Source organism: Alteromonas sp. 38 (genome assembly GCF_902506055.1).
GTDB lineage: Bacteria > Pseudomonadota > Gammaproteobacteria > Enterobacterales > Alteromonadaceae > Alteromonas > Alteromonas lipotrueae.
On sequence record NZ_LR733300.1, the window covers coordinates 4,053,533 to 4,068,472 of the forward strand.

Here is a 14,940-nt window from a genome sequence, read left to right on the forward strand (position 1 = left end):
TTACACAACTTATAATACTACGGGTAAACGATCGCTTCATTTATGCTGCTCCTGAAAAACGAGTTTTATTGGTCGGGGTTTTCTGAGCGACACAAACTTGGTCGCCATAATAGTTATTTGCATAGTTGCAAACCGATTGTGCTGGTTTAGCAACGAATTTGTGCGGTGTAAGTTTTTTTAAAATTGTGCTCACATCAGCTCTCCTTGTTAGATGCGAGGATTATTCACGTTCTGCGAAAACTATTAAAATAACATTAATTGATTAACTTAATTTGATTTATAGATGTGACTAAATAATAGAAAACTGATTGAGTTTTTCGATTGGTATTTTAGACTGGGTGAGCTTGGGAAAATTTGCGATTTGTTCGATAGTTTAATTAACAAGTCAATTTTTAACTTAACACCAAAAGGTTAGTATCTTTGATACTTATTTCAGAGTGACAACGATGGTAGATAAGAGAATACACAAAGGGGTCAAAGGCAGAAGCAAAGGTAGGTAGGAAGATAGACAGAAAGGTAATGTACTTCACATACACAAAGCACATTACCGATAATCAGTTACTTGAACATGGTGCTAGTTAAAGCGCCATCCAGGGGCCTGTAATGGCCAAGGTCTTACTGGGAGAGTACATATTCACGAACAACACACTGCCGTCGTTAGTGAAGCACGCGCCGGCAAGTTCGGTTTGCGCGTGTAGTTTGGCAACGTTATAAATATCGCCCTCTGGTGTAACCCCGCGAAGGTGGTTATCTACCACTTCGGTGTACTGGTCTTCACATACAATCAAATGGCCATTAGGGCTTACTGTTAGATTATCGCCAAAGTTAAATAAGCTAGCGTCATCACTTTCAACGAATAATTGTAATCTGCCACCAGAGGTCTCTAGGCTTGAAGCAGAATCAGCTGTAGCGCCTTGTTGCTGAGAGCTTTGTGGTTGAGAGCCTTGTGGTTGAGAGCGGTGTGGCTGGTAACGCATTATCTGACCTAGTTGCTTTGCCCCACCATTGGTACAGCAAAAATAAAGCTCGTTGCTGCCCCAATGCAGCCCTTCACCTCGAGCAAACAACGTTGCGCCCGCCTTATGACCTTGAACGCGCAAGTCATCATTAGGGCTTTCTGGCGTATGTAAATCAACCCAATCCACATTTAACCATTCTCCCAGATTCATACGCGCCTTATCCCAGTTACGAGAGTCGAACTGAGGCACACCTTTTATGCGCAAAGCCTGTAACTTACCGCCTTTATCAAGCTGGCTTTTCACATTAGGAATAAAGCGATAAAACAAGCTATCGCCTCTGTCTTCCGTTAAATAAACAATACCCGTTTCTGGGTCGACACAAGTCGCTTCATGATTAAACCGCCCCATAGCCTTAAGCGGTTTAGCCTCTACTAACGTCTCAGCATCGGCAGGTACTTCAAAGATATAGCCATGTGCTTTAGAAATAACACCGTTAGGTTTATCAACGGATTCTTCGCACGTTAACCACGTCCCCCAAGGCGTAATACCGCCAGCGCAGTTACGAATAGTACCTACTAAGCTAACAAACTCTTTTTCAACAACTTTGGTATCAAGATTATAAACCAGCGTGGTGGTGCCTCCTGGCAGAGCGACACCGTTTTCAAAATGATCATAAGCAAGCTCAGTAGTATGAGTTTGAATAGATTCAGGCTGGATAGATAGATGAGCAGCCTGTAACTCGTGATTTCGTACTAAGGCAACCCTATTTTTACCTAGCGAGAAACACCCCATGCCGTCTGCACGATCGGGCACATTTAATCCATCACTCATGGCATCACCCAGTGATGAGATAACCTGGTAACTAAAACCCTGAGGCAAATCGAGAAGTTTCTTAGGATCAGGCACAAGCGGCCCGTAGCCTTTGGTGGTTGGCGTTAACACACCCGCATTCGCTTTACCCAGTGCACTTGATGCCAACCCAGCAAATGCCAAGGTACCCGCCCCTTTAAAAAACTGCCGTCTATTAATCATTATTATCACTCTTTGTACTAATACTTACGCATCTGATTTACGTGTACCCGATTAAACCAAATACTGCCTGCATCTATCATCACACACTATTGTTACATTATAACATTTATTACCTTTTCTCTATGACAATTACCGATGTTTTTATAGAAGACACCTCCCCTAGTAAACCAGTGCAGTTAAACCGGTCTATGATATTTAAAGAAAAGCACGACAAAGTTTACTTGTGTTGGTGAAAACACATGGCAATAGACCGAGAGATAAGGGATGAGTTCAGAGTGATAAAACTAAAATGAGTCAGCTTTTGAGTGCAGCTTAGGCTTCATATCAAACTTCTCATTGTTAAATAGAGTTTTGAGCACTTAGGAAACTTTCTACAGCATGGATGCTATAGCGAAGGCCCCATGGATGGGTTATCCCCTACTATAGCAATAGTAGATGCTGGCATTTACAAGAGAGGGAGTAGCCCCCATCTAAAACCTTCCACAGCATAGATGCGACTGCACAGGCTCCATTGATGGATTCACGCCGCATTTCTGATGGGATTAATCACTATCTGAGTACGATGGCACGTTTAGAAGGAAGGGCTTTGTGCGCCTCGAAAACTCTCTACAACATGGATGCTGTAGCGAAGGCCCCATNCGTCCATCTGAGCAGCACCGGTGATCATGTTTTTAACGTAATCAGCGTGTCCTGGGCAGTCTACGTGAGCGTAGTGACGAGTAGGAGTGTCATACTCTACGTGAGATGTAGAGATGGTAATACCACGAGCTTTTTCTTCAGGCGCGTTATCGATTTGATCGAAAGCCTGAGCTGAACCACCGTATGTCTTAGAAAGAACAGTAGTGATTGCCGCAGTTAGAGTAGTTTTTCCGTGGTCAACGTGGCCAATAGTACCAACGTTTACATGGGGTTTCGTACGTTCAAACTTTTCTTTTGCCATTTCTATTATCCCAGCAAAGTTACTTTAAAAATTTATGAAATTCTATAAACATGAGCTGGGGAGAAACTGGTGCTGATAGGCAGATTTGAACTGCCGACCTCACCCTTACCAAGGGTGCGCTCTACCAACTGAGCTATATCAGCACTGATTTGGAGCGAGCAGTGGGAATCGAACCCACATCATCAGCTTGGAAGGCTGAGGTAATAGCCATTATACGATGCTCGCAAATCCTAATTCTCTGGCCACCTCATAAAAAAGTGGTGGAGGGGGCAGGATTCGAACCTGCGAAGGCTGAGCCGTCAGATTTACAGTCTGATCCCGTTGACCGCTTGGGTACCCCTCCAGATTGATGGTGCCGACTGCCGGAGTCGAACTGGCGACCTACTGATTACAAGTCAGTTGCTCTACCAACTGAGCTAAGTCGGCACTACATCAAGTGGGTGCGCATTCTAGAGTAATGAATTACTCAGTGCAAGTGTTGTTTTGAAAAATTTTACTTTTTCTTTTTTGACCGATAAAAACTTATCAATCAAACCAGTTACGTAAGAAGCTCGCTTCTTGCGTAGCGGGCCAAACCTTGCACCACCAAATGAGCGGGACGAATCCTAACATCGCTTTCAAGGAATGCAAACATTTTTTTGTCCCCACCCCCTAAAATTATATCAAAATCGGTTTGTTTGCTGGATAAGTAATCAACGGCGCTCAAATAAACACCATACACTGCGGCATAGCAGCCTGTTGCAACACATTCTTCGGTATCGTTGCCCAGGGTGAGACTGGTCGGAATTTCGTCATTTGCATACACTTTCTTAGTGGAATTAAGTAATGCTTGTTTCATTACTTGAAAGCCAGGGGTGATCCAACCGCCTAAATGTTGACCATCTACCACAAAATCAACCGTAATTGCTGTGCCCACATCCATCACAAAAAATGCTTTTTGTGATTTTTCTGCAGCACAAACCATGGCAAGCCATCGATCAACCCCCATTTTTTTTTCGTTTTCGTAACTATTTTTTATGCCGAAGGCTTCTCGCTCGGTATTTTTCTCTTCAACAGCGATATTTCTCTGTTCGCAAGCGGCGAAAATTTGTTCGACCGCATCTGCTTTTCGTACTGAGGCTAAATATAAGTGGGAAATATTTTGCTGTTTATCGATAAAAGAAAGTAAATCGGATAAATTTTCTGTGGCGGTTGGCTCATTTTCGGCATTAGATAACAAACAATATTTAAATCGCGTATTACCAACGTCCACTAAAACGACATTTTTATCGGTTACCACGTAAGCTAACCTCTCCACCGTGGAATCGAGTAATGCCATCTTGGGTTTCTACCAACAATGCACCGCTGGCATCTACGCCTCGATCAATACCAGAAAAACGCTTTTCGCCCATTTGTAGCACAATCCTTTTATCTGCATACAGGTCTAGTGCTTCCCAATGAGGTGCGAACGGGCCAAAACCTTGTTGGGTGAACTTAGGTAATAATGCCCAAAGGGATTTTATTATGGCTGCCGCTAAACTATTTCTATCTGGCGTGTGTCCTAAATAAGATGTTAAATCGCTATGAGGCTGTCCAACGTCATATTGGCTATCAGGAACACACACATTTAAGCCTATTCCAATAACAGAATGCGCAGTAGCACCAATTTGGCCTTCAACTTCTATAAGAATGCCGGCGAGCTTTTTACCTTGAAGATAAATGTCGTTAGGCCACTTCAGTTCAGTATCATCTACGCCAAAGTCTTTTAATGCTTCACATACTGCCAAACCAACCATTAATGACAAACCCGCCATGCTTTGGTAACCATCCGGGAAAGACCAATACATAGAAAACGTTAAGCTACCACCAATAGGCGCTAACCAGGTTCTACCATGACGACCACGACCCGCCGTCTGAATTTCAGCGAATATTGCATCACCATCAGCTAATTCATGACGAGCATTAGCAATTCGCTTTTTCATTTCAGTATTAGTAGAAGGTAAAACCGACTCAACATCTATCATGGCGCGCTTAGTATTACCTAAGTGCTTCTTAATACTCTCTGCATTTAACAAAGAAAAACCTCGCTCTAAACGGTAACCCTTACCTTTAACTTTAAAAACATCTAATCCCCAGTCAGAAAGCTGAGAAATATGGCCTGCTACAGCGGTGCGGGAAAGACCAACTTGTTGCGCTATGGTTTCACCTGAATGGAAGTGTCCATCAGACAACAAGGCCAATATATGTTTTCTGACTGATTTTGACGCCTGCCTCATAATTGCTGTCTCATAATTGAATGAGTCCTTCCTTACCAACTAAACGTACTTCTGGCTCGAGTGTTATTTTAAATTTACTTTCTACCGCATGCATTATTTGTTTAGCTAGGGCAATTAAGTCATTTCCCAGCGCGTTTCCTATATTAGTTAATACTAGCGGCTGTGTAGGGTGACACCTAACATCATTAAGCGCCTTTCCTTTAAAACCCATCTGATCGATAAGCCATGCAGCAGGTACTTTTACCTGATTTTCTGACACCGGGTAACTCGGTATATCAAGATAGTGACATTTGAGTTCTTCAAAATGCGTTAATGCAATAACAGGGTTCTTAAAGAAACTACCTGCATTTCCAAGCTGCTTAGGATCAGGAAGCTTGGCTTTTCGCACTTCTATTACCTTATTAAAGATATCTTTCGCACTAGGGCAGTCTATAGCCGATAATTCACCATAACTCGCCACAACGTCGTACGCCTTGGGAAGTGTAAAATTCACTTTGGTGATAAGCGCTTTACCATATAAGGCGTGTTTAAAAATACTATCGCGGTAACCAAACTGGCAATCAGCCCCCTTAATAAGAAAGGGTTCTTTTGTTTCAAGCAGTATCGCTTCTATAGAATCTATGAATGAATGTACCTCTACCCCGTAAGCCCCAATATTTTGAATAGGCGATGCGCCTACGGAACCTGGGATCAGCGCAAGGTTTTCAAGGCCAAACCAGCCATTTTGCATACACAGCGATACAAACTCATGCCAATCTTCCCCCGCCCCAACACTAATATGATGATGTGATTCGGTGTCGTAGTGGCTAATACCCTTAATTTTATTTACTAGCACCACACCTTCGAAGTCATCCAAAAATACCGAATTGCTTCCACCACCTAAAATATACGTATTAATTTCGGGATTGTAAGCTTTTAAAAATGAATCTACAGAGTCGAATTCGACGATAGATGCGCAATTCGAGGCTAATGAAAAGGTATGATATTGCTTTAATGAGGGCATAGCACTTTATAGAAGAATAATAATGCGCTAATGGTAGGTGAAGCTGATGTTAATTAAAAGCAGTTTAGAGGGATTGGTTAAGGAGATCGCCCCCTGTATATATTTCACACATTGCAGAGTTTGCAACCATTGCCCGTCGACTTTTATCTGTTATTAGTCACAAATAACATAAAGTTAGGTAGTGGCATAAAATATGAATCTTTACTTCTTACACTGAAACGTTTTGTCTCTTTTTGAGCAGAACGCACTTAAGTAAATGGAGTTTATTATGAAAAAGCTTTCACTATCTATGTTAATGAGCACACTAATTTCGAGTTTGGTTATGGCCTCGTCCAACGGTAAGATAGAGACTAGTTTTACGGGGTTATATTCTGATGGTGACGAATTACTCACATCGAGTGAATTGGAAGGAACATCAATAGCGCCTTTTTTAGGAAATATAGACACAAACAGCGACTCTGCTATAAACCTCTCCGAATTTAACGAATTCGTAAAAGCAAATACCAGCAAATTTAGTGAGGATGTGATTGCGACTGTTAATGAAAATAGTGTAGAAGACGCCGTTAGCGTAGAAAAGGTAGATGATGTAGAAAACACCGCCATGGTATCAGCGGTTGTTGTTAATTTTGAAAAAGCGGACATAAACGAAGATGGTACATTGTCATCTGCTGAAGTATCTAAAGCCAATATAGACGGAAACTTCACTAAAATGGATAAAGATGGGAATGGGGCGCTCACCAGAAAAGAACTTGAACATTATCTGAAAAAGAAAGGTAAGCAATAAGTATCTTTGTTTTCAAACAATGAGCAATGCGGATTAATAACCCGCCTAGCTTCACTTTCCTGCAGGCATAAAAAAAGCCCTTATCATTTGATAAGGGCTTTCTTCGAATGGGACCTGGCAGTGTGCTACTCTCACATGGGGAAACCCCACACTACCATCGCCGCTAATACGTTTCACTTCTGAGTTCGGAATGGGATCAGGTGGTACCGTATCGCTATGGCTGCCAGGAAAAACTGGTTGCAAACGTTTGTTTGCGTAATACCGACTTATTTAGTCCATATTACTTTAATAATTAACAATTTAGGAATTCTGATATTCACGTAANTGCCGCCAGCGTTCAATCTGAGCCATGATCAAACTCTTCAATTAAATATATCGAATATGAATCGTCGTTGTGTGACACTCTTAATGAGTGCCCACACAGATTGTCTTGTTATAAATTGTTAAAGAACGTTGCGACTTTGTCGCAATTCACTAGAAGCCATTGCTTCTTCGTGACTCACCCTGCTCGAGTGAGGTGCGCATTATACGCTTGAAGCTTTCAGTGTCAACACTTTTTGAAAATTTATTTTCTAAAGCATTTTCTTTAAAACCCCGTCACACTTGACCTTAAAGGTAAGTAGTGACTTGCTTTGCCAGTGTAAGTTGTTTCACTTTCCTGTCGAAGCGGATGCGCATTCTAGAGATTTCTGAGCCTGCGTCAACCCTTGTTTTAAGAAAAGTGTAATAAACTGAACCATTCGGTTAATTTTCACTCAGATGAGATAATAAGTAGACAATATGGACTAATTACTAATAGGATGGGACTATAATTCCTATAAAGTAGTAGTCCGTTAGTGGTAATAGACTACGCAATAAATATAAGGTGGATATATGTTTCGTATTACTTCATTGCTTTCATCGGCAGTGCTGGTACTTGCAGTAAGTACACCAGCGATAGGTATGAGTGCAAAGGATGGAACTGTTTCACCGGAAGAAGCTACCTCTAATCAATCAAATCATTTTCAAACCTCGTTCTTAAAACGCCAGGTTGATCAAAACATGTCTGTTGGGCGTGCTATTAGTTCTATAGCAAGTCATTATCCTCAAGATGTAGTTTCTATTGTTGATATCGCATTAGATACATACCCTGATCAATACCGCGAGATTATCTTTGCAGCTATTTCCTCTCAGCCTTCATCTACAGAAGAAATAGTACAGTTGGCTATAGAGAAAGAAGTAAGTTCATGTCCCAACATCGTTCAGTTGGCGATAATGGCAGAACCTACTTATGTAGACTTCGTTGTTCAAGCTGCTGCTGTTGCAACGCCTGAAGAACTGAGCGAGATTGTTCGCGTTGCCGTGCTAACGCAACCTGATGCAGCAGACAGTATTGTTCAGACTTTGTCTCAAGAACACCCAAACAAGATTGTCGATATCATGACGAGCGCACTTAATGCAGTCCCTTTTGTTGGTGAATATGTAGTAGATGCGCTGTTAGCTGTATTTCCAAACGATGCAAAAACAGTAGTAGAAACGGCCGTAAGAGAATCGTCTCAGCAACGTGAGCAAGTTATTCGTATATTAGCCACTGCGCAACATGCAGGTGTTCAAGACGACAAGCTAAAAGAATATGCGATGGCCGCAGGGTTATCTGAAGAAGATTTTAATTCAGCTATCAACAACTGATTCAACAAAACTAAACAATCTTTCAATCTTACGTAAATAATACGTAAAGATAAGACCCTTCGTCACTTTTGTAAGTCAGAGTAGGTAATTCCATATTTACTCTGACTAACGATAACCCATGACGCAAAACAATGACGACTTTTCCCCATCTAAACAACCCATCGTTTGTTTAACCAGCCTATCTCATTCTGGGTCAACGGTATTCTCAATGGCATTAGCGTGTCACGAAAACCTCATATCGCTTGGAGAAATATATCAAGTTTTACGGATGGGCCCGACCTATTGGCTAAATAAGCAAGCGCATCTTTGTAGTTGTGACGCCCCCGCTGACAAGTGCGAATTTTGGCAACCTGTATTATCGAAAATGCGAAGCTTAGATATCGTAAACCCTGCAAAGCCAAATTATTATCCAGATGCTTACGCTACTGTGCTCTCTCAATTTTCTAAATTATATGGTAACAACTATCAACCCATAGATACCTCGAAGGGCGTAAAACATCTAACGTTGCTGGCGGGCTCTGAAACTATTGATGTTAGAGCGCTATTTTTGATCAGAGATGTTCGCTCTTACTCAAGCTCACAAGCAAGGTTAGCTCGGTCGCAGCCACGCAAAGGATTAAAAAAGGTAAAGGGCCACTATTGGTATCAGATGATGCGATGGCTAAGCGACAATAAGAAAAGGGAATCTCTTTTAAACCAACTCGCTTTACCCTTCGAAGTGGTAGGTTACGAACCGTTTTGTTTCAACCCCAGTGAAACTCTAGACAACGTTTACAACTTTTTAGCGTTGCCAAAAACTCCACGTAACGAAAGCCTAGGAAAATCGACACATCATGTGTTGTTCGGCAATCCCATGAGAAATTGTGAAACACGTAAAGCTGAGATTCGATATGACGACCGGTGGTTTAGTGAAACCAACTACATGTTAGCAGCCGCACTTATACCTACCTTAATGCAATATAATCAAGCGCGAGTATATGCATCAGGTCAATAAGCGCCCTCGTCTAGTTGCAAGCCAGCTTTAAAGGTAAAATAGAACATTAAGATTAAACACGTTTTGGCCATCTACTGAACTAGTGATTAACCGTGTGCAATGCAACAACGACACGATAAAGCATAAGCTCAGCACTCAACAAATCGACATTTGTTTCTATCGCTTTCATTTGCGCCTTTATCTCATTGGATGCCCTAGCGTTTAGCGTAAACATATCACTGTCGCCCGCGTCGAAACGTTGAAGCTCCATACTTAATAGTAGCTTGGCGAGTTCTGCATTTTGTTGCTGTAAACTAGCGATCTCTTTTGCTTGCACCCAATACTCATAAGCTTTTTCGAATGCTTGCTCGATGGATTGCCTGCTAGATACATACTTGTGTTCGAGCTCTCGTCCCTTCGACACAAGCTTAACTTGTTCAGCTTTTGCCTTTCTATTACCTAGCGGATAGGAAAACGCCAAGGCCACTTTGCTCTCTGTACCGTCAAGTGAATTAGGTCCACTCCCGATATCTCGTGCCAAAGACGCCTTCAGGTCAAGTTTCGGCAACAGCGCATTTTTAGCCAAGACTTGCTTGTTCTGAACCACCGTTTTACTCATGCGCAATAACGCTAACTGAGGGTGCTGAGTAATTTGTTTACGTAGCTGACTTATTTGCGCAGTACTTACGCTAAAAGGCCAATGAATATCTGCCGATAATTTAGTTTCTGTTATCGGTATCATTTCACCTTGAGTATCGCGCCAATAGTAAGACAAGGTTCGGGCATGTGCATTGCGTTTTTGCTTCAACTTAGCCACTAATAAACGCTGTTCTAAAATATTCGCTTTAAACTCGGTAAGCGTGGCCCGTGCTAGATCGCCTTTTTCAACCCGAGTAGATAGTGCTCGTTCACGTTCAGCAGCGCGGCTCAATAATGATTCCACCGATATCACCTGCAACGCGCTCTCATACCATAACAAATACTCGGTTAACCCTTTGTGTAAAAAGCTATTCAGCAAGTCTTGCGCTTCGGCTTCCCATTGCTGTGCAGCTAACCTTGCATTTCTTACCCCTACTCTTCGTTTATCTACTTCTCGGTTCTTTAATAACGAAAGTGAAATTCCTACGCTGGCCTCCCCGCCAGAGAGGGTTTCATATTCTTGTTCGTAAACAGGAAAGTCACCATCAGACACACGGTACTCTGTATAAACTGAAGCGTTCAAAGACTGAAGCGGCTTTATTGCGCGTTGCTGTAGTGCCAAACCATCGTAATAACCACTTACTCTGCTAGATGTTTGTTGCTCTATAAAAGGGTCGAACTCGCTAAGCGCAATATCGATATCTGCACCGCTTTGAATTTCACCTTCAGCAATGGCTTGAGTATAAGGATGGTGATACTGCATTGACTCGATAAGCTCAGTTACCGTTGGCAGAGCTGCGGCTACTGCACAGCTCATCACAGAAACGTTCAATGCAAAGGCAAACGTAACAACATGTAGTTTTCTCATGCTATCCCTTACCAACTCGACGTTTTAGTTTGAGATGATTCGGGCTCAGCGGTTTGCTGGGGAGGAAAGTTATTCAATTGTCGCCACAGTTCATAGCCCAACTTCACTTCCTCTAACAATACCCACGCTTTAACGCGGCTTCCTAACCGCGTAGCGCTTTCTTTAGGCCATGGTACGTCATCTGCATCAGGCATTATCCACACCTGAAACGTACCAGCGGTACTTGCCACCGGCTCAACGTAAACCACTTCGCCACCAAACGTGCCTATAGAACTACCCGGCCACCCGCTAAATTGAAACACTGGCCAGCCTTCAAACTGTAAACGCGCCTTGGCGCCCTTTTTAACTAGCGGCGCATCTAGCCCTGTTACCGTTATACGTATACTACGTTTGGCGTTCAAAGGGATAAACTGCCCTAACACCGCCCCTGCTTTTACAAATGTTGAGACTCCACCAGAGTAAAGCCTAATGATAGTGCCATCTACTGGCGCCACTTTTGTTTGAATAGACTGACGCGATAAACTCATGCTTACATCGTTAATGGCAGATAGAGAGCTTGCCGCCTTAGCTTTTAATTCCTGCACCTTTATTTGCGCTGCTTCTACATCTTTGCGGGACACTAGCCCCTGCTCTTGTAACCCCATTTGACGTGCTAAATTATTTTCAGCGTTAGCTACTGCAGTTTCATTAGCTTGATGCCCAGCTTTTGCCGCCGCTAGTTGAGATTGCAATTTTTCTAATCGGCCAGCGTCGGTATCAATTAACGTGACGATAGGGTCGCCCGCCTTTACTTGCATACCTTCTCGCACATGCCATTGCTTTATTTGCCCATCAACTAAGGCACTAATCGCCTGCGTTCTGTCGACTGGGTCTAAAGAGTCGACCATTCCTGTGCCATAAGCCGTTTGCATCCAAGGTGTAAACCACAGAATAAGCGAAGCACACACCACCATCGCTAACACCAATCCACACACCACTTTATGAAGCTTCGGAACATGTAGTGAAGATAAAGAACTGACATTATCTAAAAATCGCTTTTCTGCACTATTCATCATTTGCTCCTTCCTGCGACACGCTTTGGCTAACAACGCTTTCTTTTGCAGGTTCAGCTGCCACTACCTCGGCACTGTCTTTTAGATAAATAACACCGTCCAAACAATGAGCTTCAGGTGTGTTGGTAAAATAAAGTACCGTACAACTAAGTTCAGACAAACGGTTTAACAACCGTAGCCGCAGTGCTAGCGGAATAGCGTCGAAATGTTGATTAATGATAAGCACTTTGGGCTCTTCAATAATGACTGCGGCCAGCTTTAACAATAGGAATTCTAGCGGCTGCAATGGCGCCCCTAATACCGACACCTTAGAATCAACCCCGTTAGGCAGTGCATCGATAACGGTATCTAATTCAACAGCCGCCAGAGCAGCTCTAATTTCAGCAAAGCTCGCTCTTGGGTTTGCCAGTCGTAAATACTCTTCGATGGAACATTCAACGATAAGAGAACGGTCTAGCGTATTAATTGCTTGGCGTAATTCATAGGTATCGAAATCATACAAGCTCAAGTCACCAAGCAGTAGCTCACCTTTTTGCGGCTTTTCGTAGCGCTTCATTAGCCCAATAAGTTGCTTTTGAACCCAACTCTTATTCGTAGTAATGAAGTACTTACCACCCGCTTCAATTTGCAAATCTATTAAACAGGTATCGCTACCATGGGTGAGGTGTAACTTATTAAAAATTAACTGCGAAGAGTTTGGCACCCGATCCGCTTTTTCATTAACGACTTCTTGCGGAATAACCAGGGCAGAACCTATCTTTTCAGCGGCGCCATACAATTCATAGTAAAGCTTTAAATATTGCGTAAAACGCGACAGCCCAAAGAATACCGCAGACATTATTAATTCTGCAGCCACCAACTGACCGATAGATAGCTGGCCTTGTACCACCAGCACACCGCCAATACCTAACAACGTCGCACTGGCAAATGCATAGAGCAACAAAAACATAACCACTTGCGCAAAAGTGTAATGAAAGTGATTTTTGTGCTTAGTGAGGTAGTTATTGATAAAGGTGTCGGTACTTCTACCCGCATATTCAACATGGTCAGCCGATTTGAAAAATTCATGAGCGGCAGCAATGTCGTTTAGCCATTTGGCCGAATCGTACTTTGCATGTGAAAGCTCGATAGCAGAGCGTTTGGCCCCCGTACCCCAAATTTTCCATATGGCATACATCACCAATATAAGCACTAAGTTAAACGCAAATAACATGGGGTGGTAAAATGATACTAGTGTAAAGCCCACTAGCATTTGCAATACCAACGCGAACCCATCCACCATGAGTGAAGGCACATTTTTCTGCAGAGTCATTATATCGAAGTAGCGCTGAGTAATATTAGTATTCTGCCTTCCTTCGAAGAAACGGTGTTCCGCCATAATAGTTTTTAAACTTATAATGGCAGTAAGACGCGCATAAACTTTGCGTTCGTAATATTCCATAATACGCATTCGAAGCGCACTAAAAATACCCGATACGAAGAGCGTTAGAAACAGCACAATAGCAAGTATGACAACCGAGCGAACAGAGCCAATATTAGCAATACTATTAATCAATGTTTGTACCGCAATAGGCACCGCTAATGTCATTAAACTAATAGCAACACCATAAGCTATGGCAACCCAGAAAAAACCTGACTCTGGCTTCAAAATAGCAAACAAGGTTTTCCTCGTTGCGTGTAAATTAATGACTTTTCCCATAATTCCTTCAATAGCGCCGAGTGATACTTCGCCTTTTATCCAGTGTAATTCAAATAAAAGAATACTAAACCTGTTATATTCTTATTAGTTCATCGTAAAAATCTTACTTATGCATCACCTAAACTATCACCACCTTTACTACTTCTATTTAGTGGCTCGCGAAGGCAGCATTGCGCAAGCCGCTAAATTACTTCACGTTACTCCTCAAACCGTTAGTGGGCAACTAAGTACTTTTGAGGATCAAATTGGCTACCCGCTTTTCGATAGAATTAATAAACGCCTATATTTGAATGATAAAGGAAAAATAAGCTTCCAATATGCTAGTGAGATCTTTCATAAAGGCCATCAGCTAGCAGAAATACTAAACGCCGGTGATGAAGTAAATACTAAAGAATTTGTGATTGGTATTACTAATGGTATACCTAAAGTGCTTTTTTATGACTTCGTCCATGACACTATGCGCAATTTCGCTAACGTTAAATATGTTATTAAAGAAGATAGCTTCGATGGATTACTTAAAGAACTCGCAATTAATGCAATTGATTTCATTGTGGCCGATAGGGGGATTGCACCTGGCTCACAGGTAAGTGCTAACAGCCACTTTCTCGGAGAAAGCGCGCTCAGCTTTTTTTCCAAAGCGCCTCTTCCAAGCAATCAGACTTTTCCCGATTGTTTGAATCATATGCCATTGCTGATTCAGGGCAATACATCGGGTATTCACCACGCATTAATGAGTTGGCTAGAAACAGAGCAACTCTACCCGAAGATAGTAGCAGAGTTTGATGATACCGCACTGCTAAAGCTATTTGGTAGCGAGGACTTCGGCGTGTTTTGCGCACCGTCGGCCATATCAAATCATGTGGAAGCACAATACGGTGTTTATTGTATTGGGCAGGCTCACTCGCTGAATGAAAGGTACTATGCGATTACAGGGAAAAGTCGTGTAGATTTTACTATTACTGAATCTATTATTAAGGCGGCTCGCATTATCTTAGGTTACTCACAAAAGCTAATGGATGCTTAGTTGGAGTGAACTTAAGATTTTCAATACAAAAGAAAGCCGAGCAT

Annotated in this window: 12 protein-coding genes, 4 tRNA genes, 1 rRNA gene and 1 pseudogene; 4 read left to right on the forward strand and 14 right to left on the reverse strand. The window is 42.4% G+C overall.

All coding sequences use genetic code 11. The annotated features are described in order from the left end of the window. Positions 1-40: 40 nt before the first annotated feature. The 10 genes and pseudogenes from FLAVO9R_RS17455 to murB all read right to left on the reverse strand — a co-directional run bounded on the left by FLAVO9R_RS17455 (position 41) and on the right by murB (position 6,189). Positions 41-193, reverse strand: a complete 153-nt coding sequence (locus FLAVO9R_RS17455; protein ID WP_159533405.1) for a hypothetical protein — start codon at positions 191-193, stop codon at positions 41-43. 385 nt (positions 194-578) lie between these two features. Beyond that, positions 579-1,991 carry an alkaline phosphatase PhoX gene (locus FLAVO9R_RS17460; protein WP_159533407.1) on the reverse strand — a complete coding sequence of 471 codons (1,413 nt, stop codon included), beginning with the start codon at positions 1,989-1,991 and terminating at the stop codon, positions 579-581. A 639-nt stretch (positions 1,992-2,630) separates the two neighbouring features. Next, positions 2,631-2,931 (reverse strand): annotated as a pseudogene (locus FLAVO9R_RS17465) (GTP-binding protein); the annotation flags it as partial. Between the two features lie 67 nt (positions 2,932-2,998). Next, a tRNA-Thr gene (locus tag FLAVO9R_RS17470) sits at positions 2,999-3,074 on the reverse strand. A 7-nt stretch (positions 3,075-3,081) separates the two neighbouring features. Beyond that, positions 3,082-3,156 (reverse strand) — tRNA-Gly (locus FLAVO9R_RS17475). A gap of 33 nt (positions 3,157-3,189) precedes the next feature. Continuing rightward, positions 3,190-3,274 (reverse strand) — tRNA-Tyr (locus tag FLAVO9R_RS17480). Positions 3,275-3,281: 7 nt separating this feature from the next. Then, positions 3,282-3,357: transfer RNA gene (locus FLAVO9R_RS17485), tRNA-Thr, on the reverse strand. A gap of 112 nt (positions 3,358-3,469) precedes the next feature. Then, positions 3,470-4,210 (reverse strand): type III pantothenate kinase, encoded by a 741-nt coding sequence (locus FLAVO9R_RS17490; protein WP_232370696.1) that lies wholly within the window; start codon positions 4,208-4,210, stop codon positions 3,470-3,472. After that, positions 4,197-5,186 carry a bifunctional biotin--[acetyl-CoA-carboxylase] ligase/biotin operon repressor BirA gene (gene birA / locus FLAVO9R_RS17495; protein ID WP_159533411.1) on the reverse strand — a complete coding sequence of 330 codons (990 nt, stop codon included), beginning with the start codon at positions 5,184-5,186 and terminating at the stop codon, positions 4,197-4,199. Before birA ends, FLAVO9R_RS17490 begins: the two co-directional genes overlap by 14 nt. A 10-nt stretch (positions 5,187-5,196) precedes the next feature. After that, positions 5,197-6,189, reverse strand: coding sequence for a UDP-N-acetylmuramate dehydrogenase (murB, locus tag FLAVO9R_RS17500; protein ID WP_159533413.1), 993 nt, complete (start codon positions 6,187-6,189; stop codon positions 5,197-5,199). Positions 6,190-6,457: 268 nt separating this feature from the next. On the opposite strand from murB, the gene FLAVO9R_RS17505 reads away from it, so the two are divergent. Further along, positions 6,458-6,973, forward strand: coding sequence for an EF-hand domain-containing protein (locus tag FLAVO9R_RS17505; RefSeq protein WP_159533415.1), 516 nt, complete (start codon positions 6,458-6,460; stop codon positions 6,971-6,973). 112 nt (positions 6,974-7,085) lie between these two features. Here FLAVO9R_RS17505 and rrf read toward each other — a convergent pair. Beyond that, positions 7,086-7,201: ribosomal RNA gene (rrf, locus tag FLAVO9R_RS17510) — 5S ribosomal RNA — on the reverse strand. A 714-nt stretch (positions 7,202-7,915) separates the two neighbouring features. Here rrf and FLAVO9R_RS17515 point away from each other — a divergent pair. Together FLAVO9R_RS17515 and FLAVO9R_RS17520 are read left to right on the forward strand one after the other, a co-directional pair. Continuing rightward, positions 7,916-8,641 (forward strand): hypothetical protein, encoded by a 726-nt coding sequence (locus FLAVO9R_RS17515; RefSeq protein ID WP_442858579.1) that lies wholly within the window; start codon positions 7,916-7,918, stop codon positions 8,639-8,641. Between the two features lie 118 nt (positions 8,642-8,759). Beyond that, a complete protein-coding gene (locus FLAVO9R_RS17520) occupies positions 8,760-9,635 on the forward strand; it encodes a hypothetical protein (RefSeq protein ID WP_159533419.1) in 876 nt (291 codons plus the stop codon). Between the two features lie 79 nt (positions 9,636-9,714). On the opposite strand, the gene FLAVO9R_RS17525 is transcribed toward FLAVO9R_RS17520, so the two are convergent. From FLAVO9R_RS17525 to FLAVO9R_RS17535, 3 genes are read right to left on the reverse strand one after another with little or no spacing between them, the layout of a single operon-like run. After that, on the reverse strand, positions 9,715-11,121 hold the full coding sequence (locus tag FLAVO9R_RS17525) for a TolC family protein (RefSeq protein ID WP_159533421.1): 1,407 nt from the start codon (positions 11,119-11,121) through the stop codon (positions 9,715-9,717). An 8-nt stretch (positions 11,122-11,129) separates the two neighbouring features. Next, complete coding sequence (locus FLAVO9R_RS17530; RefSeq protein ID WP_159534713.1) at positions 11,130-12,173, reverse strand: efflux RND transporter periplasmic adaptor subunit; 1,044 nt, start codon at positions 12,171-12,173, stop codon at positions 11,130-11,132. After that, positions 12,166-13,872, reverse strand: coding sequence for an ABC transporter transmembrane domain-containing protein (locus FLAVO9R_RS17535; protein WP_159533423.1), 1,707 nt, complete (start codon positions 13,870-13,872; stop codon positions 12,166-12,168). Before FLAVO9R_RS17535 ends, FLAVO9R_RS17530 begins: the two co-directional genes overlap by 8 nt. 109 nt (positions 13,873-13,981) lie before the next feature. Between FLAVO9R_RS17535 and FLAVO9R_RS17540 the strand changes: the two genes are divergently transcribed. Next, positions 13,982-14,896 (forward strand): LysR family transcriptional regulator, encoded by a 915-nt coding sequence (locus FLAVO9R_RS17540; protein WP_159533425.1) that lies wholly within the window; start codon positions 13,982-13,984, stop codon positions 14,894-14,896. The last annotated feature ends 44 nt before the right edge of the window (positions 14,897-14,940 follow it).

Coding starts and splice junctions, on each gene's coding strand:
- FLAVO9R_RS17460 (WP_159533407.1), bottom strand. CDS start 1,991: ATGATTAATAGACGGCAGTTTTTTAAAGGGGCGGGTACCTTGGCATTT.
- birA (WP_159533411.1), bottom strand. CDS start 5,186: ATGAGGCAGGCGTCAAAATCAGTCAGAAAACATATATTGGCCTTGTTG.
- murB (WP_159533413.1), bottom strand. CDS start 6,189: ATGCCCTCATTAAAGCAATATCATACCTTTTCATTAGCCTCGAATTGC.
- FLAVO9R_RS17505 (WP_159533415.1), top strand. CDS start 6,458: ATGAAAAAGCTTTCACTATCTATGTTAATGAGCACACTAATTTCGAGT.
- FLAVO9R_RS17515 (WP_442858579.1), top strand. CDS start 7,916: ATGAGTGCAAAGGATGGAACTGTTTCACCGGAAGAAGCTACCTCTAAT.
- FLAVO9R_RS17520 (WP_159533419.1), top strand. CDS start 8,760: ATGACGCAAAACAATGACGACTTTTCCCCATCTAAACAACCCATCGTT.
- FLAVO9R_RS17525 (WP_159533421.1), bottom strand. CDS start 11,121: ATGAGAAAACTACATGTTGTTACGTTTGCCTTTGCATTGAACGTTTCT.
- FLAVO9R_RS17530 (WP_159534713.1), bottom strand. CDS start 12,173: ATGAATAGTGCAGAAAAGCGATTTTTAGATAATGTCAGTTCTTTATCT.
- FLAVO9R_RS17535 (WP_159533423.1), bottom strand. CDS start 13,872: ATGGGAAAAGTCATTAATTTACACGCAACGAGGAAAACCTTGTTTGCT.
- FLAVO9R_RS17540 (WP_159533425.1), top strand. CDS start 13,982: ATGCATCACCTAAACTATCACCACCTTTACTACTTCTATTTAGTGGCT.